The organism is Idiomarina aminovorans, from assembly GCF_023155095.1.
Taxonomy (GTDB): domain Bacteria; phylum Pseudomonadota; class Gammaproteobacteria; order Enterobacterales; family Alteromonadaceae; genus Idiomarina; species Idiomarina aminovorans.
Window position 1 is genome coordinate 299250 of record NZ_JAKNDA010000003.1, and the last position, 21992, is coordinate 321241.

A 21992-nucleotide genomic window follows, 5' to 3' on the forward strand; every position below is an offset into this window, starting at 1 on the left:
AAATTGACATCAGCCCATGTGCGTAGCAATCTAACTCCCTATTTTGTTAGCAAGTGGCAAAACCTATGAAAACCATCGTTGATCACTTAGCGCAATATGCTGCTTATCATCGTAATCGTAAGAATGTGGCAACCCACATTGTCGGTATTCCTGTGATTGTGGTTGCTATTATTAGTCTGTTATCCCGCCCTGCGCTACCCTTAGACTACTTTTTGATTACCCCAGCCAACATTGTTGTTTTGACGGCTGTTATTTTTTACATCCGTCTGGATATCAAACTCGGCTTACTAATGACCGTGCTACTGTGGCTCTCTTTATTTATTGGCCGCGATATAGCGGCATTACCGACCCGTCTTTGGCTTAGCTGGAGCATCGGTTTGTTTATCGTTGGTTGGGTATTTCAGTTTATTGGTCACTATTTTGAAGGCCGAAAGCCGGCTTTTGTTGATGACATAATGGGCCTGGCAATAGGCCCATTATTCGTAGTGGCAGAGGTTGTATTTAGTTTAGGCTTTAGAAAGGACTTAAAAGCAGCGGTGGAACAAAAACTATGATGGAATTAGATTACCCTCAGTGGTTTCATGACTGGGCGGCTTCACAGCCCGGGGCTTATACCATAAGTGCCAGTGTTATTCTGGCAATTGCGGTTTGGTTATCTCAGCTAATCACTCAGCAAATTTTACTGCGTGGTGTTTCTCGGCTGCTGTCACAAACCGAGTTAGGCAGTGACCCCGGTATTGGTATTCGGATCATTGTGCACCGTCTGGCTCAGGTTGTTCCTGCTTTGGTGCTGTCGGCCGGTATTTATCTGGTGCCCGATTTACCCGAAACCGCTACCACGATCATACGCAATATCTGCATTGCCTATTTAATACTGACTCTGGCACGCTCGTTCAGCGCCGCCATGACCAGTGTCAATGAAATATACAACCGTCAACCCGATGCGCATGAGAAGCCCATTAAAGGGTATTTGCAAATAGCGAAAATTGTTGTTTACGTTATTGCAGCCATTCTCATCATAGCTTCATTGCTCGACCGCTCACCGCTTATTCTGCTTTCCGGGATTGGTGCTATGGGTGCCGTTGCTTTGCTGGTATTTCAGGACACTTTACTGTCACTGGTTGCGAGTATTCAGCTTTCCTCTAATGACATGCTCCGGGTGGGTGACTGGATAGAAATGCCGCAGTTGAACGCTGACGGCGACGTAATAGATGTTGCTCTTCATACTGTGCGGGTGCAAAACTGGGATAAAACCATCACCAATATCCCCACTAAACGACTTATTTCCGAGTCTTTTAAAAACTGGCGTGGTATGCAGGAAAGTGGCGGGCGACGTATAAAACGCGCTCTGTATATTGATCAAAACAGCATTCACTTTTTATCGGCCGGACAAAAAAACAAACTCAAACGTTTTTCATTACTTAACGAGTATCTGGAACAAAAGGAAAAAGATATCTCAGAATGGAACTCAGGCCTGGAAGAAAACGGTTTTGACTCTATCAATGGTCGTCAAGTCACCAATATTGGTACCTTTCGCGCTTACGTAAAGCAATACCTTAAAAACAGAGCGGATGTGCATCAGGGCCTTACCTTAATGGTTCGCCAGTTAAGCCCCGGGCCTCAGGGGTTACCCATAGAAGTCTATTGTTTCAGCAACGACACCGCATGGGAAAACTATGAAGGTATTCAGTCAGACATTTTTGATCACCTTTTTGCCATACTGCCTCAGTTTGATTTGCAGGTGTATCAGGAAACCTCAGGGCAAGATGTTCGTATGGCGATTCAACAACTCAAACTAACCACTGAAGAGCCGTCATAAAGACGGCTCTTAATCTTCATTTTTCTCTTTTTGGGGAGGATTAATCCAGTAAACATCAACTCCCCCCACAGTCGCCTGACGATTAACCGTGTCGACATAGTCCCGGTCTATTTGTTTTAAAGCAACTCTCGAAGAGCCACTCTGGCTTGAGCATCCAGCCACGAAAACAGTAAAAACAACGAATAACAGAATGATCGATAAACGCATAAGAAGAACCTCCTGACCTAATCTTATAGTTCACTATAAAGTATAGAACTCAATGCGCTTTTTTCCTTAAATAAATATATTTAATAATCAATCAAGTATTTTATTGGGTCAGTTAAAAAATACTTGTATGGTCTGTCATTAAGTCTTCATGTTTGCAGAGTAATTTCTTTTATTCTGGGAAGAAATGCATGGAGTCAAACAATGAAGCAATTTAATCGACGTGACTTTCTAAAGCTATTTGCAGCGACAGGAGCCGCAGTCACCGTATCAACCGCATTACAGGGCTGCGCTGGAATTGGCAAAGTCAGCGAGCGAAGTTCAGTCAAATTTGATTATGGCGTTGCCAGTGGTGACCCAACCTCGAACGCTATTTTGTTATGGACGCGCGCCGTACCGGAAAATAGTGCAGAAAAGCAAGTAACTCTGGGCTGGGAACTGGCTACTGATGAAAACTTTTCAACTCTAATTCGCTCCGGAACGGCTACAACAAGCGCCAGCCGCGATTACACAGTAAAAGTGGACGTTACGCAGTTGTCGCCAAACCAGCGTTACTACTACCGTTTTTTAGGGAAGAACAGCCAAAGCCCCTCCGGCAAAACACAAACACTGCCTGAATCTGGTTTAAGACCACTAAAGTTTGCGGTTTTTTCCTGCGCGAATTATCCGGCCGGTTACTTTAATCCGTATTCCGAAGCGGCGAAAGATGATTCTATTGATGCCGTTGTTCATTTAGGCGATTATATTTATGAGTATGGTGATGGCGGTTACGCCACCGAAGGTTCAAAAGAAATAGGCCGTGGGTTACCGAGCAACAACAATACGGAGCTCTTTACCCTGGCGGACTACCGCCGCCGTTACGCGCTGTATCGTACCGATAAAGGTTTGCAGGCATTGCATGCTCACGCGCCTTTTATTGCGGTGTGGGACGATCATGAAGTCAGTAATGACACCTGGGAAAACGGCGCAGAAAACCATCAGGAAGACGAAGGCAGCTTTATAGAACGACGCGCTGCCGCAGTGCAGGCTTATTATGAGTGGCTTCCTATTCGCCCACCACAGGGTGAAGCCAACCTGACTATTTATCGTGATTTTAAATTCGGTGATTTAGTCGACTTAATCATGCTGGACACTCGTATTATTGGGCGAGACAAACAACTCAACTATGACGACTACCGGGACGCCAGCGGCCAGTTTAACACTCAGAAATTCCAGCAGGACATCTCCGCTGATCGCAGCATTATGGGGAAAAAGCAGTTAAATTGGTTGGTCAATAAACTGAATAACAGCTCAGCACGCTGGCAAATTTTAGGGCAGCAGCTGCTTATGGGGAAAATGAACTTTCCTGCGGCTGCGTTTGCAGCCGATGACCGCAGTAAGGTAACGCCTCTATTACTGCAAGCAGCAGAACTTAAAAAGCGCCTTCAACGCGGTGAAGAACTTACGCCTCAGCAACAGGCTATGGTCACTCAGGTTACGCCTTACAACCTGGATGCATGGGACGGCTACCCAATGGAACGCGAACTCTTGTACCGGGCCGCGCAAAAAGCCAGTAAACAGCTGGTGGTCATCGCCGGCGATACCCACAACGCCTGGCACAGTGAACTACGCAGCGCTGATGGTACTCATGTTGGAGTGGAGTTTGCCACGTCTTCGGTTTCATCACCGGGTATGGAAACTTACTTAAGTCTGGATGAGAAAACCGCAGAACAGTTAGCAAAAGCACTACCGACAATCATCGAGGATTTAAAATACACCAACCTGCATCAACGCGGATACATGAATTTGTTCGCATCGGAAGAAGCAGTAGAAGCCGAATGGGTGTTTGTGGACAATATTCGCAGTACAGACTATCGCGTGATTAATAAGCACAAAGTTCGCTATACGGGACGTTAAGCGACAACCTTATAAATAAGAAGGGAACCCGAAGGTTCCCTTCACTCTTTCTGCTTTACCCTTTACATGCCAAACTTCTTGGTAAATTCTAAATAGAATAAACGTGGCGGCCCAGAAATAAAGGTGGGGTTACCAAAGCTACCGCCGGTATTCCCTGCATCAACCAGATATTCCTTATCCAGCAAGTTAGTCGCCTTTAACGCCAGGCTCCAGTTTGCTGCGTCATTATAAAGACCCAAAGAAGCATTCACTAAAGAGATCGAATCCTGACTGATATCCAGCCCGGCTATTGGGGCATTTTCGGGTTCGAAGAAAACTTCCGAGCGGTAAGTGCCCACTACAGAGCCGCGCAACGCGTATTGAGCCGATATCGATTTTTCATAAATAGCCCCAAGACTTGAGGTCCACTCAGGCTGCAAACGAAAGCGGTTGCCGGCTAAATCACCGTTAGTGCTTTCATCATCAATTTTAGCGTCAAGATAAGCCAAATGCCCGAATACCTCAAAGCCAGAACCTAAATTGGCGTTAATTTCAGTTTCTACACCAACGTTGGTTGCCGAGCCCGCATTGGCGGTATAAAAATCACCCGACTCGTCCTGCAAAGTAACCTGAAAGTCTGAGTAGTCCTGATAAAACACCGAGGCAGAATAACGCACCCGGTTTTCGGTTAAATTCCCTTTTAATCCAGTTTCATAGTTCCAGATAACTTCCGCCGGAATTAAGCCATAGTCACCCGCGGCTTCACCGTTTGCGTCGAAAGTCGAACTGACATCAACCACTTCCGAGCGGCGTCCTTTTGAACCCGTTACAAACCAGTTGTTATGGTCATTCAGCTTGTAAATAATATTGAAACGAGGCAACCAGGCGTCTGAGCTGTTGCTGGCAGTGAACACTTCGCCGTCGGTAGATACCGTCGGCAGCAACGTTTGGCTTGGCTCTCCAAGTAAAGGCAGTAACTGACTGTTGGGCATAGTGGCAGAAAAACCACTTTCTCGATCTTCCGATACGTAACGAATACCCGCAGCAACTTCGGTTCTATCGGTTAATTGATAAGTAAAATCGACAAAGGCAGACCAGGATTCGTTGTCACCAAAGTTGGTGAACTCACCCGCATAGGGTATTTCTTCAATAGCACCGCCGGTTAAAACCGGTGTTAACTGATTAACCGAACCGTCGGCGTTAATACAAGGTAAGCCGCCTGGCAAAGCGCCGGCACAGTTTAAGAAAATGGATTCTTCGGTACTAAAGGGGACGCGCTGGCTGCCATCTTCGGTGAAGTAATTAACACCCCACAGAGTTAACATTTTATCGCCTGCGTAATTAAAGCGGAATTCCTGACTGAACTGATCACCTTCGGCGTCTTCACCAAACTCCAGGAACCAGGCCTGAGTGCCGTCCGCGTCAAATACTTCCAGTGAATCGAAGCTGCGGTAACCACTGACCGAAGTGAAGCTTAAGCGCGGGCTAATGACCCAGTCTACGGTTAAGTTAATATCATCCACTGTTCTGTCCAGCCCCAACTTTTCACGGCCTAATACCGAAGCAGAATAAGGGCTGCCAGTCATTTCAACGAAGCTATAAGGGCTGGTATCACCGCCGGTTGGTGCGAAAACACCATTTTTAAATGAGGTTCCGGTGTCTTCGTTTTTCTCATAGCTGTAAATTAAATCGGCGGTGACCGCGTCACTCGGTTGAAAGCGAAGTGAGCCACGCAGAGCTTGTCTGTCCACGCCGTTCATATCGTCCTGATCCGGCGCTATGTTTTCAATAACCCCATCACGCTTACGGTAACTAAATGCCAGCCGCCCGCTGACTAAGTCACTGCCGCCATTAATATAGCCTCCCATGCGTTTCTGGGACTCATTACCTGCACCGGCACTAATTTCGGCAGAAAAATCCGCTTCCGGTTTGCGGGTGATGACACTGATAGCACCCACCGATGCAGCGGTGCCAAATAACGTTGCCTGCGGGCCTTTGACCACTTCTACCCGCTCTATATCGAACAGTTCGAAGTACGAGCCGCGCGAACGGGAAACGTCGACACCATTATAGTAAACGGAAACTCTGGGCGAAGCCTGGGCAGAACCGCTATCCGAGGTAATACCGCGAATAACAAAGCCCGGGTTGTTCGGGCTTTGCTCCTGAATCACTAACCCGGGCGTCAAATCTGAAATCATATCCAGCTCGTTTAAGCCCAGCTCGTCCAGACGGCTGCCCTCGAACGCACTGATACTGGCCGGAACATCATTAATAGACTGCACCCGTTTTTGTGCGGTAACTTCAATACGCTCCAGCTCTTTAGAGGTGTCCTGTTGCGCAAAAGCAATGGGCGCGCTAAGTGCGCAAATAGCCGCAATAAGGGAATTTAATATTTTATTTTTTGGAAATGGTAATGCCGGTATCTTTTTATAAGTAGCCATAACCCTTTAAGCCTTAATTTGAGTGATTAACGTGTTAACGCCGGGCTAATGTACTTAGGTCAGTTGACGATACGATGACGAATAAATGACGCATTTATTGCTAATCTGTCAATTTTGTTACGCCGCCATTTAAATAGATGAATTATGAGCAGGCCTATGGTTCCTGAAACAAAAAAGCCTCAGCCGAATACATCAGCTGAGGCTCGCATTATCCTATTTTTACCACCAAACAATTACATCATTTTAGTGAGTGGCATTCTGTAACCATTCAGTACACCCCAGCCGTCTTCCATCAGAAATTCGCTGCGGTACACGTCATCTTCTTCCTGCAGCAAGCCTTGTTCAAGGTACATATTTATCATCGTTGGTGCCTGTTGCTCAGCCATTTCCTGTAGTTCAGCTTCATCAGCACCGGGCTTTTGTATACGTAGTGTTGACAACATCTGTTGTTCAGCAATCCATTTCAATAATGGCTTATCGATAGCAATAGATGAGTCGACAATCAGGCTGGAGAGCCAGAAGTCAATATTCTCGATGTTATCCGGCAACTGACTGATACCGACCAGCTTAGCGCTCAGGTTACCCTTGAAATTACCCGGCTCCATTTCACCGCTAAATTCACTAATGACGAACTCCGGCTCTGCCTGCAGCAACTGCGGTAAGTTTTCTTTAACCAACTTTTGTGTTGCGACTTCTATTTCGTCAGGGTTCTGATCATAAACTTGTTTCACCATTTGGTTATAAGCAAACAAGAACTCGGAATCAATATTATGAAACGCCATTTTTAACTTAAGATCTTCAAGATCAAAATCTTCGGCTTCGAGCGAATCGACAGAGTAATTCATGTCGATATTCATGCGCTTTTTATCGTCGCTGAAGTAATTAACGAACTCAAGGCCAAAGTCTTTTAACTTAAACAGTTCGACATCATCTGGCTGATACGCAATGATTTCATTAAGCTTAATAGACATGTCGCCTTCATAAAGCTCGCCTTTCATAATTTCCAGTATGTCGCCTTTGGCTTCGGTTTCCAGTTTCAGCTTGCCAATGCTAATAGACTGGTCTGAAAGCAGAACTTCCGCGCCTTCCAGCTCCCCTTCATAACTGAACTCATCCAAAGATATTTCACCTTCACCTTCATAACTCAAAGTGGTCAGTTCGGTCTGTTCTTCATCGGACTTAAAACTGAATGGAACAATTGAGTCGTTATAGCTGATACCGCCAGAGAACCCAGCTGAGCCAGTCAGGTGATAAAAAGGCGTATTTTCTTCCCAGTCAAGATACTCGCGCAATCCGTCGTCGTTAGCGAAAGCTTCGAAGGAAGCCATACCCAACCCGGGAGCAAAACGCATCAAAACAGGACCATGTTGAACGTTAACAACAACTTCAACAGACACGTCATCTGGGACTGAAGCATCCGGGTGCAAAGAGCCGAAATCGGCTCCCAGCGATATTGTTGCGCTGGAACTGAACCAACCACTATCAAATGAAACTACGCTGGCTTTATAAGCAGGTAATGCATTTATGACTTCAACATGCTGTTTTAGCGTATCTTCAACTTGAGGCGCAACGAATTTGGGGGCGATTAGAGCGGCAGCAACAATGACAATACCGACACCACCAAGGAGTCCTTTCTTATTCATATTATACCTTTCATTTATAGGGTTGGGTTGTAACTATATTGTTGTAAATGATACAGAGTTTTTCTTACAACGGCAAAACTTTAGAATATAAGCAGCAATAATGATCAATAGACAAAAAAATGGGATAATGACGGACTATTGCTCGCTGACAGCAGTCAACTTATTAACCGCGGTGCTCCCTAAATGGAAATCAATGTAAACTTTCTCGACAACATGCGCCTTGAGGCAAAATTCGACGACTTTACGGTCATTTCGGATCAGCCCATTCGATACAAAGGCGATGGTTCCGCCCCCGGTCCTTTTGACTATTTCCTTGCGTCATCCGTAATGTGCGCCGCACATTTTATCCGTTTGTACTGCGATACCCGCAATATTCCAACTGAAAACATTCGCATATCGCAAAATAACGTTATCGACCCGGAAGACCGCTACAAGCAGCTGTTCAAAATTCAGATTGAGTTGCCGGCGGATATTTCCGAAAAAGACCACAAAGGCATTATTCGGGCGGCTGAGCGCTGTGCGGTAAAACGCGTAATAGAAAATGACCTTGAGTTTGACGTGGAAGCGGTTGAAAGCATTACTCAGGACGCACAGGCGTTACTGACCATACGCCCCGACAGCGACAGCCGAACTTATATTGAAGGTAAAGACTTACCGCTGGAGCAAACCATTGCCAACATGACCACCATACTGGCGGATTTGGGCATGAAAATTGAGATATCCTCATGGCGCAACATTGTGCCACATGTGTGGTCATTACACATTCGCGATGCCGCTTCTCCCATGTGCTTCACCAACGGTAAGGGCGCGAACAAAGAAAGTGCCTTGTGCTCCGCACTGGGCGAGTTTATAGAACGCCTAAGCTGCAACTTCTTTTATAACGACCAGTACTTTGGTGAAGACATTGCCAACGCCGACTTCGTACATTACCCCAATGAGAAATGGTTTAAGCCAGGGCCTAATGACGAGTTACCTGAAGCGATCCTCGACGAATACTGTCTCGAGTTTTATGACCCCGAAGGCGAGCTTCGTGGTTCACATTTAATTGATACCAACTCGGGTCGCGCCGATCGTGGCATCGTTTCGCTGCCGTTCACGCGTCATTCCGACGGTGAAACGATCTATTTCCCGTCGAACTTAATTGAGAACCTGTATTTAAGTAACGGCATGAGTGCGGGCAACACTCTGCCGGAAGCCCAGGTTCAGTGTTTATCCGAAATTTTTGAGCGCGCGGTTAAAAAGCAAATTATTGAAGATGAAATAGCCCTGCCAGACGTACCGCAGGAAGTCCTTAATAAGTACCCCAATATTTTGGAAGGCATTAACGCTCTGGAAGAACAAGGCTACCCGGTGTTAGTTAAAGACGCCTCGCTGGGTGGTCAGGTCCCGGTGGCCTGTGTGACCTTAATGAACCCGCGCACCGGTGGTGTGTTTGCTTCATTTGGCGCGCACCCCAGTTTTGAAGTGGCACTGGAGCGCAGCCTGACCGAGTTATTACAAGGCCGCAGTTTTGAAGGTTTGAACGACTTACCGGCTCCGACCTTTAATTCCATGGCGGTGACTGAGCCCAACAACTTTGTTGAACACTTTATTGACTCATCGGGCGTGGTTTCCTGGCGCTTTTTCAGTGCCAAATCAGACATTGAGTTCGTTGAATGGGATTTCAGTGGCTCTAATCAGGAGGAAGCCGACACGCTGTTTGCTATTTTACAGGACATGGGCAAAGAAGCTTATGTAGCCGTGCACGAGGACCTGGGCGCGCCGGTTTGCCGTATTCTGGTACCGGGCTATTCAGAAGTTTACCCGGTGGAAGATCTTATTTGGGACAATACCAACATTGCCCTGCAGTACCGCGAAGATATTCTTAATTTGCACCGCTTAACCGACAAACAACTGGAAGATTTGGTCGAGCGCCTGGAAGACAGCCAGCTCGATAACTACATGGACGTTATTACCCTGATTGGTATTGAGTTTGACGAAAATACTGTATGGGGACAACTCACCATTCTTGAGCTGAAGCTGCTCATTTATCTGGCACTGCAACGCCACGACGACGCCTTCGAGTACGTAGAAATGTTCCTGCAATTTAACGACAACACCGTAGAGCGCACCTTGTTTTATCGTGCCGTAGAAGCGGTACTGGAAATTGCGCAAGACGATGAGCTGGAACTGGAAGACTACCGCTATAACCTCTGCCGTATGTACGGAGAAGACACCATTGAGGCGGTTATTGGTTCAGTTAACGGTACCACCCGCTTTTATGGTTTAACGCCAACCAACATGCAGCTGGAGGGTCTGGACCGGCATTTACGCTTAATAGAAAGCTACAAAAAACTGCATGCGGCACGCGCTGGGAGCCAAAGCTAAAAACTTACTTAAAAATTCAGCCCCACAAACGCACCGCGGTTGCGCTTAGCCACAGCCTGCATAAAGGCAGCGAAGGTTTCCGCGTTGCCTTGTCGACGGCTAAAGCCTATGCCATGAATACGCATTACCGGCTTACCATCGGCGCCCTGGTTCTGGCTGGTTATCTGCCGCACCGTGGCATCCAGATTATTTACCCGGTAATCATCACCAAAGACATAAATGCTGGTTGTACCCTTGGTTTTTTTATAAAGCTTAATGGCCTTCAAAATACCCAGCTCAGGTGCACTTTTGCCGCCGGTAAAGTTCGGCATTTGTTTTATCGCCGTTTGCCGGAAGCTTTTGGTGTCCGGTAACCAGTCTCCGGCCTTGCTGGTGAACATAAAGTCACCGTCGGCGGCCATAATCTGAAAGCCCTTCATTTTCGGGTGGCTTTCTATAATGTCGTTAACCACGTTAATCACTGAGTTCCAGCCACGTCCACCGGACATTGAACCCGAGTTATCAATAACAAAAACCACATACTCAGCGTCGGTTGGAATACCGCCTACGTCATCGTCCGGTGTGTCAGTGCTGTTCGGCGTGTTGAGCATGGCTGTTGCTTGTCTTATTTCAGCTCTCAACGAAGAGGCTTTACCCTGCAATTGCTGCAACGTTTTTTGCGCCCGCGGAATGGAGCTTTCTAAATTCTTTTCCTGCTCAGTGACTGATGCGGTTTTTTGTTTGGCGGCGGACAGCTCATCCTGTTTGTCCGACAACGCCCCTTTTAATTCCTCCACCGACTCCTGAGCCTGCAACACTTCTGCCACCAAGGTACTGAGGTTAGCCGGTCCGCGCTCGGTGTCTTCGGTACCATTTTTAGCTAACAACACCAGCATTATAACCGCACCAAAGGCACAGGAAATAATATCCAGAAACGAGAGGTTAAAAACCTCAATTGGCGCACGCTGAATTTTTCTCATTATGGCCACTCCGGAGCGGGTGATAAGAACGTACCGCCACTAACCCGCGACCAGTTCCAGTAAAGCGGAGACGCGTAAGGGTCCCCTTCTATCGGCAATAGAATAATATTATACCGAACGCCGCTAGGGGCTCGTTTTACCGTTTCGACCATCAATGCCTGACGACAGTCTGAGGAAATGGACTTTTTCGTCGAAATAAAATTACGACACGACAGCGGCAGCCCGTCACCCAGAGTTGGCAGGCCGTCCGTTACAATATAGACGTCGGTAATATCCGGGTTCGTCTCAAATAACGTACTAATGCCCAGCTGAAGGTTGGTTCCGCCCTCTGGCACAACCGCGCCTAAGTCCTTCACAATAGAATTCATAGAGCCGCTGACTGACGCCGTACTCACATTACGCATGCCCAGCCGTTCGGCTGTATCGGAAAAGGTCACGACGCTCACTTTTGAGCTTTGTGGAAGCCTTGCCAGTAACCACTGCGCCACCCGCCGGGTTCTTATCCATTTAGCAGTCGACACTTTATCGCTGTCGCTTAACGCCAGCTTACTCAGCACATCAATTAAGTTGTCACCCATCATGGATGCACTTTTATCGACCAGAATACCTATCTGGTCACCCTCCACTTTCATGCCGGTAATAAAGTTCTGCTCACCAGTGCCCGAAAGCTCAACATTGGCAGACTTTTCGACTTCTTTAGAAAGCGCCGCTAACTGGTTTTCCAGGTCAGCGACAACCGCTAACTGAGTCGACAAGTCCTGTAATGCTTTGGTTTGATCCTGGGTGGTGTCATCTTTCGCTTTTTCGGACTCTTCCTGTTTAGCTGACTCCATGGCTATTTTTTCATTTATTTCATCAATCGACTTTTTCAGGCGCTGTTGCGTATCCATAGCTGCCGCCAGCTCTTGTTCCAGCTTTTCTTTTTCTTCTGAGGGCTCGGGCGTAAAGGCTTTAAAATCTACCAGGATAAAAATAAGAATAACGGCGCCCAGCCCGCATGCCATCACATCCAGAAAAGAGAGATTAAAGCCGTCGCCCGCCTGACGAGTGCGTCGCATTTGAGTTGCTCAGTTAGCCGTGTAAATGAGATAAAAGGTGCTTTTCGCAAGACTCCTGCGTGCGGATCACCATCTTGTCCTGGCGGCTGTTCAACAGATGCATAAACAACATTAGCAGCAATGAAATAAACAAAGCCACCAGAGTTGAGTTAAACGCCACACCCAGAGATGCGGTCATACCGGCAATGTCGCCGTCCAGCGCTTTGTCAGCCTGCGCCAGCGCGGCGCCAATACCACGAACCGTACCCACGAAACCAATAGAAGGAATGGCCCAGATAATGTAGCGGATCATGTTGTTGCCGCTTTCTAACTGAATGGCAATATTGTCCACCGACGACTCGATAGTGTCAGCCGCGTGCTGAACATTTTTGGTATTCTTGAAGCGACGAATACAGTTAATCCAGGTGCTGTAAGCGGGCGTTTCTTTATAAGCCGAGCTTTCTAAATCATTGAGTGCCACATCAACATCCAGCGCTTCTGACTTGTCGTGGCTTTCGAGTAAATCGCGCGAGTAGATTTCTTCTTCGTCAATTAATCGCCACAGCTTGTACAGCATAAGGAAAAGACAAAAGATCATCAGTGAAATACAAATTTGCTGTTCCACATCTTTGAAAATAACCGAAATAGAGGTTAAAGCTTCGGTGCCTTTCTCTGCCATTGCCACTTCGGCCGCCGGGCGAATAAGCCCTGCATACAACAGGTGTATAACAGTAAAAATAGCCAGCAGCACACCACCACTAACAAAAAAGTTAGGGCTCATTGAAAGCGTATTATTTTTAGACATTATGTATCCCGAGCGTTAAATGTTGGTTGGGAAATCTTGTGGAGCGTCCAAAGACACAAAGTAAGCGGTCGCGCTGCCGGCCAGAGCCAGCAGTATGACACCTATAATCACGCGTTTTTTCATGATGTCTCTCCTCATCACTCATGATACCGGGCTATTCTAAAGCCAATATCGTCTTTCGCATCACTTTCGCCATCGCGAACGCTGGCACGAATATTCTTTAATCGTCCGGTTTGATAAGACGCGCCTTTGACCACATGACCATTGCCGCGAAGCGCCCCCAGGTAGTCAGTATACAGCCGGTCAAGGTCAGGAGGGTTTAACGTGTAGCTGTCGTGCACCCACTCTTTGACATTACCGTCCAGGTCAAAAAAGCCACCACGTTCCGCCTTAAAACTGCCTACCGGCGCTTTACCCGCAAAACCGTCATTGTAACCGCGTAAAATAAAGGTTTGCTGACCTTTTGCAGACTCATCGGCAAAGTTGCCCTGCTTGTCACGCAGATGATCCTGGCTTCCCCAGACGTAAACAGTCGAGTCGGCTCTGCGATTAATTTTAGCAATGTATTCCCATTCAGCTTCGGTGGGTAAGCGGTAACCGAGCGAGCTCGCATCGGTTCCGACCACTTTGCCATTTCTCACCTGATAAAAAGGCTGCAAACCTTCCTGTTCACTCAGCCAGTTGGTAAATAACGCGGCATCGTTCCAGGACACATTAGTCACCGGCAGTTTAGTTTTGCCGCCAGAGCCTTTAAAAGCAGAGAACTGAGCTTCGGTAATTTCATGGCGCGATATCCACACATCCCGACTAAAATCGACTTTAACCTGATGCTCATTACGTCCCCGGTTTGGCTCATTAACCGGCGAACCCATAGTAAATTTTTTCGGCGACAGGCGGTTCATTTCAATGCCAAGAGTGCTGACGAACAGCGGTTTGCCTTCTTTTCTTCTGGCATCAAACTCGCGCAGCATCTGGGCTTTTACGTTCACCAGCCGCTCACTGCTGGGCTGAAACTCCTGCTTTACGGTGCGGTAACCGGCTTTGCGGAATTCAACTTGCGAAGGCAGAGCCTGCAGTTTGGTGCGCAATGGTGTCACGCCCTGCTTTTGTCCATTAATATAAACCTCGCTGGGTTCATTCGCCGCAAAAGCCACATCGCCCATTTCTGGAGCCAGGTCAAAGCTTAGTTGCTGGTTTTCCGCCGGCCCCAGTTTAATAGTCCGGCTTTGTTTAATGTAGCCCGCTTTTTCGTAACGAATAGCATGTTCTTTATTGGCATCAACGCTAATTGGGTTTTTGGCAGGCACGCCGTTAACCAGCAACGCCCCCCCCGCTGGCTTCATCGACACATTAACCGTTGCCTGTACCGGCTGAAGGCGGTAATTACGCTTAGGTTTCTTGTTACGCACGGTTAAAGACACCGTGTCCGTAACTGGCTCATAGCCCGGATAATTAACCACAACCGGGTAGTCGCCACCAACTTTAGCAACCGTTACCGGCGTTGAACCCACCTCTTCGCCGTCTAAAGTAACTGACGCGCCAGCCGGGCTCGAATTAATAGAAATAGTGCCGCTAATAGGCGTTAAACGAATTTCTTCTTCAACTTTCCCGTCTATCAGCGCCTCAATAGCAACCGATGCCGGCTCATAGGCAGCATGCAAAGCAGACACCGTATAAGTGCCGGGAGCAAATTCGCCTTCAAAGGTAGAAGCGGTTTCGCGCTGCTCGCCGTTTACCGACCAGATAATATCATTCGCTCCAGGCTCTGTTGTTATCGCAACTTTTGCCGGTTTAGGTTCTAACCTAACTTCAATGGTTGAAGGGATGTTATCGTTAACCTGCACTTCTTTAGTTTGATATTTATCGGCAGACACTGCCACCAGCCCACCAGAGCCTATCGCGTAATATTTATTGTCGATGAAAAAACCAGTACCGGAATTAACCGAAAAACGTTGAGTTTCAGTGGCTTCTGCCGGTTTTACGGTAAAACTGTAGCCTTTGGTTAAAAACAACCAGCCAAAGTAAATAACCAGCAGTGCCAGAATACTGACCGAAAAGCCAATAGCGACTAACCGTCGTTTACGTCGTCCTTTCTCAATGGCTTCGTCAAGTGTGCTCACGAAGTCTCTCCTGTTTTTTATTATCTTGCGCTAAATGATGCTAAACGCGTTCGTTACACTGAACGTTAATCACAATTGGTGTGCCCGACTTCGCCACCACCACATTGACAATGACTGAGCGATAGCCTTCACGGCGGCCTTCGAATTGATAGTTACCCGGCTTTAACTGAATGGTTTTTTCTCTGACTTCACCCACAACTCCTACGCCGAGTACTTTTATATAGGTTCGGTTGTCAGAACGAATGGTCACATCTATGGGTTGATTTTCCTGCTCAATTAACTGCTCAACCCGGTCTATTTTCTCGCCCAGTTTTGCACTCAATTGCGTAAGCCCGCTGTATTCAGACACCGCATTCACGGCATTTTGACGAATATTGTTGTCGGTAAGGCGCCCGGGCCGTTCAATATAAACATCCAGCGCCTTGCCGGCGGCTAATATCTTAACTGCGCTTTGCTTTGCCTGCTGCACAATCTGGCTGTCAGGGTGGTCGACCAGGCCTTTTTCTGCCAGCATCAGCACGGTCTGCCACTCATCGGCACCGGCAAATACCTGAATGCGTTTTTCTAAGGCCTTCACACCCTGGCTTTTTAACTCGGCGTCAATTTGCGCCTGCAGTGTTGCCAGCTCCGATCGGTTGTTGTCTATAGCCGAGGCTTTGGCTAAGGCTTCCTGTGCTCGGCCAAAGTCTTTATCGTCAATGGCATCCACAGCCGATGCCAGCGCACGAGCGAAACGTTGCTGTTTAATTTGCTGTTCCACTCTCGTCAGGGCGTTTTTTGCCTCCGGCTGCTGCGGATCAAGCTTCAGAATTTGTTGGTAAGCAGCACGCTGCTTTTCTATGTTGGCCTCTACACCGCCCACTCTTGCCTGTTCATACAAGTCAGCCACTTCATGGTAGGTGTCTATACGCTTTTGCAACGCCAGTGCGTCGCTGTAGTCACCTTTTACCTTTAACGCCTGGGCATTAAGCTGAGCGGCATCGTCAATCTCGTCGTCAGCGAAGGCTGTTGCGGCGTTTTCATAAGGCTGTTTATAAGCCTGTTCAAACGCGGCCTGGTAGTCTGCAATGTCTTTATTGAGTTGCTCAACAGCGACTTGCGCCCGGTTATAGTTACTGGCGCCGTAGTCATTAAAGGCTTGCTCTATAGCCCCCTGAAAACCTTCAACTTTGGCGGGTTGCCACGTCGATAAATACGGGATAGAAACCAGATCAGAAACACGCTGATTGGTTTCATTTAAGGCCGTTTGCAGCGCTTTTCTGTCTATCGCTTCGTTTGCCAGGTTCGCAGACTGTTGCAAATTTTCCGGCTCAGGCTCGCTGGCTTCGGGCGTACCTGCACCACCCGAAACCGGAAAATAAGCGAGTAAAGTAACGACAACGCCAATCAGCAAACAGACAAAAAAAACAGAAATAACACTGGTAACAATCCGTTTTTTCTTTTTAGCCCGATTCTGTCCTATTTGCTCATCTACAGACGACATCGTTACCTTTCCTTAAACGAGTTAAAGCTGAGTTAGCGGTGTCGACTCTAACTCGTAAATCTCTTTCAACTTTTCGCGTAGTTGAGCGTATTGCTCCCCAGCAGTCCCTGTTAGCTCAATGTTCTGGTCATTAAGTTCAACCACCTGCGGCGTTACTTTTATGTCCAGGTTTTGTCCCATCTCATCAAGCAATGCCCGTTGGGTGCCCAATTCACGGTTGGTTTTTATGGCTTCACTTAAACTGTAAACCGCCCCTAAACCAGCAGCGGCACTCGCCACCTGCCCCGCAGTAGAACCCGAGTTTTTACCCAGGAGAATAGCCGCTGTTGCTAAAATACCGGCACCTACTTGCGCACGAGTTCGCTCTGCTTTCTTACGACGAATATCAATAGCAACCGGTAAGGTTTCTTCCTGATAAGTGCGGTAAGCATCATGCGTGGTTGCATAAAACGTGTCGTAGCTGTCTTGTAGAGAATCAACAAACTGCTGATCTTTCGCTTTAATAACATTAACCCGCTGATACATAGGGTCAGATTCAGCAGGGGCACCATTTAAAGTAATGGTTTTTTGTTTCGAGAAAAAACTCTCAGACTCTCCCAAATACTCACCGAAAGCTTCAGGACTGTACATAGAGGCATAGCGCATATCTGCAATTGCCTGAATGGTTTTCTTCTCTTCTTCAGATTGCTTCATTAATAGGTCATAAACATAACCCGCAATGCTTTTAAAAATTGGCTCGTATGGGTTTTCTCCCTTTCTTAAAGCGTCGCGGTAAAAACCGGCACCGACTTGATACTCAAACTCTTCCTCGCCCCAAATTTTATTACTGGCATCCATAACACGGACACCAATCTCAACGGTTTCGGTGTCTGAGTAATTAATTTTACCCAGCACGTAAACATCGGCACTGACATTCGCATTAGGAGTGACATTTACAGCACCAAAGGCTTTAGTATCAGAGAGCGCTTCGCGGGTATTTACAGCAAACCGGTTGGCCTCTAAACGGCGTACCTGTGGCCAAATGTCTTCTTCAACGATGGCTTCATCATCAATATTGCCGGCGCTGTCTTTCGGAAACCCCGGGTCAAAAACCGGAATAGCCACATTAAGATAAACATCAGAACTGTAGCTGTAACTACGTTCTTTTTTGCCTAAGGCTTTAGAGTCTGACGGACCATTCATGCTTGGCCCAACGCTGGTGACATTGGTTTGAGTTGACTGGCAGCCAGCTAATGTAAACAGTGCTGAAAGTGTCATAACGACTGAAAATCGTTTTAGCTTTTTGAGTTGAGTTAGTGTATTCATTGTTGGTCTTCCGTTAATGATTAACATCCATATTCGGCCATTAAGCCTTTAAAATGTTCTTTCTCAGCTTCTGTTGTTGCAGAAGCCATGCCTTCTTTCACCGCGTCGCATACCGCGGAACTGCCGCTACCACTGTTGCCGCGCTCATGATCTTTGGTATCCACCGAACTTTCCGATGCTGTTGATGCAGCTTGTTGTTGCTGCTCACTTGGGTTTGCTTCGCTGGAACCTGAGCTACCCGAGCCCGCTGAGCCACCGGCACCAGCGCCACTGGAAGCATCCGCGAGGCTGCCTGACGCCGAGGCAGTCGCCTCTTCCATACACTCCGCTGATTCATCTAAAGATGCGAACAACGCCGCTTCTTCAAGCGCAATGCGCTCCTGCAATGTCAGTGTGCTTGGGTCTACGTCATCGAACTCTATGTAGGCACAGTCGGAATAGCTTTTCTCCTGTGCGTCAGCCACACCCACTGCACAGCAAAACGCAACCAGAAGACACATGGGAGCACCGGCAAAGAAACGGATGACTGATGAACTGTTTTTATCCACGGCAGGAACCTATAAGATGACTTGAGGGCAGTACTCAGATAACGTTAGGTTAAGGTTATTATATTCCTGAATGTAAATAAACGGTAAATGTAAATTTTTTGTGGGTAAACAGCCTCTATGTCACTGTTTACCGCGCAATATTATTGCTCTGAAAACGCTGCAGCATAAAGTCTATGAACAACCGCACCCGATAAGGAATGTTCTCTCTGTCTCGGTAGAGCATTTCGCACCCTCGGGGCTGGTTACTCCAGTCCGGCAGAATTTGCTGAATGAGGCCGGAGTCGAGTAAGGGCTGCGCATGGTAATCGGGAATAAAGCCAACACCTAATCCTCCGGCAATCACCTCAGTCAGTAAACTCATATCATCAACTTTTAGGCGAACGTTGTGGGTGGCTTTATAGGTTTGCTTTTCTGCCGAGTGAATATGTTGCAGACTCCAGGCCAGCATAGGCGAACACAACACCGTAGGTAACCCGGCTAAGTCCGCCGGAGCCTTTATGTGCGATACATCTAAATTAGCCGGGCCGCAGATAGCAAAACGAATATTGGTTAAATGCCGGCCAATCCAGTGAGTGGCATTGTGCTGGCCAATGCGAAAAGCCAAATCCATAGCTTCTTCATCAATGTCGATAGTTTGGTTTGAAAGCTTTAAGTCGAGATGAATGTCCGGGTACTGCTGCATAAACGCATTGAAATGATGAACCAGTACCTGCACGCTAAAATTAATCGGGGCTGAAATTCTTATTGTGCCTTTGGCTTCGGTTCGGTCCTGTTGCAGGCACAACGCTACATTGTCCAGCTCATCAAAAATAGGCGCACTTCTGCGATAATACCGCTGCCCCGCAAAGGTGAGCTGCACACGATGAGCGTCGCGGTTAAACAGTCTTAGCGCCAGGTCTTCCTCCAGCTTGGCAATTCTGCGGCTGAGTGTGGAAAGCGGCATACCTAAGGCAACAGCCGCTTGTTTAAAACTGCCATACTGCGCAACCGTGCAAAAGCAGCGCATATCATCCAGTGAATAATTAGATTTCATATTTGGAATTTTAATTCCCATTTTTTCTTATTTATACCGTATTTAGAATCTATACACTGTCAGCCATGTTTTCTCAAGGTTTCTCTATGCGGAGATAAATATGAACCGCTCAGCCAATACGAACGCTATTTTACTCTTGCTGTTATGTGCTTTCTTTTGGGGAGCCTGCTTCCCAGTCGGTAAACATGCGTTGAGTGAAGTACACGCGCTGACTCTGGTCATTTGGCGTTTCTCCATAGCGGCTCTGTGCCTGTTTGCGTACATAAAATGGAAAAGTATACCTATTCCAACGCTGACAAAGCGACAATGGTTGTGGGTGATTGGTGTATCTATTATTGGTGTGGGCGGGTTAAACCTTGGCTTGTTTACTGGTTTAGCACAAACCAACGCCAGCAATGGTGCTTTGATTATGGCACTGAGCCCGCTCACAACGTCGTTAATCGGCTCTTTATTACAACGTAAACTGTTGACCCGCGGCGCCGTATTCAGTTTAGTGGTTTGTCTGTCTGGCGTATTGCTGGTGTTAACTAACGGAAAACTGGAACGTTTGCTCGGTTTTGAGTTTAATCACGGTGACCAGATTATATTTTTAGGTATGCTTTGCTGGAGCCTGTACACCTATTTAACGCAAGGTATTAGCCGCTGGATGCCGATGATCCCCTACACGTTTTTAGGCATGTTAGCCGGTTTGGGTGTCATTTCTCTGGTCACTGCATTTAGTACTGAAGCTCACCCCTTACAAGAAAGCATGGCAATAAGCCAAATTGCCTTAGCCGACTTATTATTCATTGGCGTTTTTGGCACCGTGGGTGGCTACCTATTGTGGATTTCGGGAGTCAAACAACTGGGTGCCGCAAACGCCTCTTTGTTTTTTAATTTTGTCCCCATTTTCGCGGCACTCACAGCAATAACCTTTGGCCAGAACGTGACCGGGTTGCAGCTGCTGGGTATGGCTATTGTTATTTCCGGACTGCTGCTGCCGCGACTAACTCATTGGCGACAACAACGCTTTGCCAGAATGAGTTAAGACAAATAAGCCATAATTTGAGGGCGGACAATAAAAAATACGGTGGCCAGCAAAAAATTGACCATACAACGGGGTGAATGCTGTAAATCATGATGAGGTCGCCGGACTGGAAATGGTTACTCTTAAACAGGGAACGGATGTTCTTTCAAGACAAAAGAGCACGATTAAAAGTCCTTAACAGTATTGCTGTCCTGCGTCATTAGCTTCATTAAGCGAATATCGCGCTCAACCAGATTACTGATCCGACAATAGGGCTGCTCGAAAATAAGCTGCACAAGTTCATAGCTGTATATTCTTGGAAGTTGTAGCCGTATATACTCAGTTGTGCTTTCCATCAACGCTTTAATCGCTGAAATTTTCTCACAAGTCCATATTGCTGTTTGTTCAACACCTTTTAGCATAAATAGTAGCCACGCTTCCCAATGCTGTTCTCTGGTAACGTCATTGAGCAAGCGGTAGTAATCTTGCTTGTTTTGGACAATAAATCGGCTCAAATAAAGTATTGGCAGGGTTAACAAATTCTGCTCAATAAGATACAAAACGTTCCCAGTTGGTTAACAGATCGCGAATAATAGCTTCTCCAGCTGGCGGCGTGTAAATAACCTCTCCGGTCGATTGGTTACCAACAATGGTGCCAGGAACCTTGCGGATATCCATTTCAGTATTCTTAAGCGTACTGCAAATCTCAATCGCTGTTGCCGTGCACAACGGCTTTCGATCTAACTGTTTAAAGCCTTGGTATAGAGCGGTTCGATAACGTAATGCTTCCTTCGTTGCATTATCGGCTCCCTTGTCTTCCTGAGCATATTGAAACAGCCGATCTGTGGTGGTCACAATGTTCTCAATCTCGGAGCTATCTTTTGCTTCAAGCAAGGGTAACAAGTTAATCAACATGCTTTGATTGGGTATAAGCTCTCCAGACTTTTTTAGCTCTGCCAATGAAGCACGGGCGGCTATACACGCTTTGAGTACAGCCCGTGTCTCTATAATATTGTGAGCAGGAGGTATTAACGGTAATTGGTCATACGGCTGTTCAGCGCACCAGTTCATCTTTAAATTCCAGAAATTATCGACATGACAACATAATATGTCGATATTTTAGTGATTTTTCGACATGTAGTTAGTCTATGTCGATAGCTCCGACAAGGTTAACGCCGTGGGTGTCGGATACAGTATGCTGGAGTAACTATAAATTCGTGGCCAGTTTTTCTTGGCCACAATTTGACCGGGGGTAGTCGATTAACTAATCTCCTTATAGCTACGGTAAATCAAGCTAAACTCTGAGCTTTTAAGGAGCATAAAATGGAGATTATTGGTTGGATGGCG

Annotated in this window: 16 protein-coding genes and 1 pseudogene; 5 read left to right on the forward strand and 12 right to left on the reverse strand. The window is 47.0% G+C overall.

What is annotated here, in order from left to right; genetic code table 11:
* The first annotated feature begins 65 nt into the window (after window positions 1-65).
* Both L8G48_RS08025 and L8G48_RS08030 read left to right on the forward strand, forming a co-directional pair.
* Window positions 66-554: an Mpo1 family 2-hydroxy fatty acid dioxygenase gene (locus L8G48_RS08025; protein WP_248264083.1), complete on the forward strand. Its 489-nt coding sequence runs from the start codon at window positions 66-68 to the stop codon at window positions 552-554.
* Window positions 551-1819, forward strand: coding sequence for a mechanosensitive ion channel family protein (locus L8G48_RS08030; RefSeq protein ID WP_248264084.1), 1269 nt, complete (start codon window positions 551-553; stop codon window positions 1817-1819). The genes L8G48_RS08025 and L8G48_RS08030 overlap by 4 nt, the downstream gene beginning before the upstream one ends.
* A gap of 9 nt (window positions 1820-1828) precedes the next feature.
* Here L8G48_RS08030 and L8G48_RS08035 read toward each other — a convergent pair whose 3' ends face one another.
* Window positions 1829-2026 carry a hypothetical protein gene (locus L8G48_RS08035; protein WP_248264085.1) on the reverse strand — a complete coding sequence of 66 codons (198 nt, stop codon included), beginning with the start codon at window positions 2024-2026 and terminating at the stop codon, window positions 1829-1831.
* Window positions 2027-2227: 201 nt separating this feature from the next.
* Here L8G48_RS08035 and L8G48_RS08040 point away from each other — a divergent pair, with 201 nt between their 5' ends.
* Window positions 2228-3919, forward strand: coding sequence for an alkaline phosphatase D family protein (locus tag L8G48_RS08040; RefSeq protein ID WP_248264086.1), 1692 nt, complete (start codon window positions 2228-2230; stop codon window positions 3917-3919).
* A 62-nt stretch (window positions 3920-3981) separates the two neighbouring features.
* On the opposite strand, the gene L8G48_RS08045 is transcribed toward L8G48_RS08040, so the two are convergent.
* Window positions 3982-6339 carry a TonB-dependent receptor gene (locus L8G48_RS08045; RefSeq protein ID WP_248264087.1) on the reverse strand — a complete coding sequence of 786 codons (2358 nt, stop codon included), beginning with the start codon at window positions 6337-6339 and terminating at the stop codon, window positions 3982-3984.
* 233 nt (window positions 6340-6572) lie between these two features.
* Window positions 6573-7982 carry a YdgA family protein gene (locus L8G48_RS08050; RefSeq protein WP_248264088.1) on the reverse strand — a complete coding sequence of 470 codons (1410 nt, stop codon included), beginning with the start codon at window positions 7980-7982 and terminating at the stop codon, window positions 6573-6575.
* A gap of 183 nt (window positions 7983-8165) precedes the next feature.
* On the opposite strand from L8G48_RS08050, the gene L8G48_RS08055 reads away from it, so the two are divergent.
* Window positions 8166-10349 (forward strand): OsmC domain/YcaO domain-containing protein, encoded by a 2184-nt coding sequence (locus L8G48_RS08055; protein WP_248264089.1) that lies wholly within the window; start codon window positions 8166-8168, stop codon window positions 10347-10349.
* Between the two features lie 8 nt (window positions 10350-10357).
* Here L8G48_RS08055 and L8G48_RS08060 read toward each other — a convergent pair whose 3' ends face one another.
* The 8 genes from L8G48_RS08060 to L8G48_RS08095 all read right to left on the reverse strand — a co-directional run bounded on the left by L8G48_RS08060 (window position 10358) and on the right by L8G48_RS08095 (window position 19639).
* Window positions 10358-11308 carry a vWA domain-containing protein gene (locus L8G48_RS08060; protein WP_248264090.1) on the reverse strand — a complete coding sequence of 317 codons (951 nt, stop codon included), beginning with the start codon at window positions 11306-11308 and terminating at the stop codon, window positions 10358-10360.
* Complete coding sequence (locus L8G48_RS08065; protein ID WP_248264091.1) at window positions 11308-12366, reverse strand: VWA domain-containing protein; 1059 nt, start codon at window positions 12364-12366, stop codon at window positions 11308-11310. The genes L8G48_RS08060 and L8G48_RS08065 overlap by 1 nt, the downstream gene beginning before the upstream one ends.
* 13 nt (window positions 12367-12379) lie before the next feature.
* Window positions 12380-13150 carry a MotA/TolQ/ExbB proton channel family protein gene (locus L8G48_RS08070; RefSeq protein WP_248264092.1) on the reverse strand — a complete coding sequence of 257 codons (771 nt, stop codon included), beginning with the start codon at window positions 13148-13150 and terminating at the stop codon, window positions 12380-12382.
* A 137-nt stretch (window positions 13151-13287) separates the two neighbouring features.
* Window positions 13288-15270: an SUMF1/EgtB/PvdO family nonheme iron enzyme gene (locus tag L8G48_RS08075; protein WP_248264093.1), complete on the reverse strand. Its 1983-nt coding sequence runs from the start codon at window positions 15268-15270 to the stop codon at window positions 13288-13290.
* A gap of 40 nt (window positions 15271-15310) precedes the next feature.
* Entirely contained in the window at window positions 15311-16753 is a 1443-nt protein-coding gene (locus L8G48_RS08080; RefSeq protein ID WP_248264094.1) for a tetratricopeptide repeat protein, read from the reverse strand.
* Between the two features lie 21 nt (window positions 16754-16774).
* The gene (locus L8G48_RS08085) at window positions 16775-18058 is read right to left on the reverse strand and encodes a hypothetical protein (RefSeq protein ID WP_248264095.1); all 1284 of its coding nucleotides are present in this window, start codon (window positions 18056-18058) and stop codon (window positions 16775-16777) included.
* 20 nt (window positions 18059-18078) lie between these two features.
* Window positions 18079-18606, reverse strand: a complete 528-nt coding sequence (locus L8G48_RS08090; protein ID WP_248264096.1) for a hypothetical protein — start codon at window positions 18604-18606, stop codon at window positions 18079-18081.
* 127 nt (window positions 18607-18733) lie between these two features.
* The gene (locus L8G48_RS08095; RefSeq protein ID WP_248264097.1) at window positions 18734-19639 is read right to left on the reverse strand and encodes a LysR family transcriptional regulator; all 906 of its coding nucleotides are present in this window, start codon (window positions 19637-19639) and stop codon (window positions 18734-18736) included.
* A 100-nt stretch (window positions 19640-19739) separates the two neighbouring features.
* Between L8G48_RS08095 and L8G48_RS08100 the strand changes: the two genes are divergently transcribed.
* Window positions 19740-20666, forward strand: a complete 927-nt coding sequence (locus L8G48_RS08100) for a DMT family transporter (RefSeq protein WP_248264098.1) — start codon at window positions 19740-19742, stop codon at window positions 20664-20666.
* A gap of 164 nt (window positions 20667-20830) precedes the next feature.
* Here the strand turns inward: L8G48_RS08100 and L8G48_RS08105 are convergent.
* Window positions 20831-21716 (reverse strand): annotated as a pseudogene (locus L8G48_RS08105) (Fic family protein).
* Window positions 21717-21992: the final 276 nt, after the last annotated feature.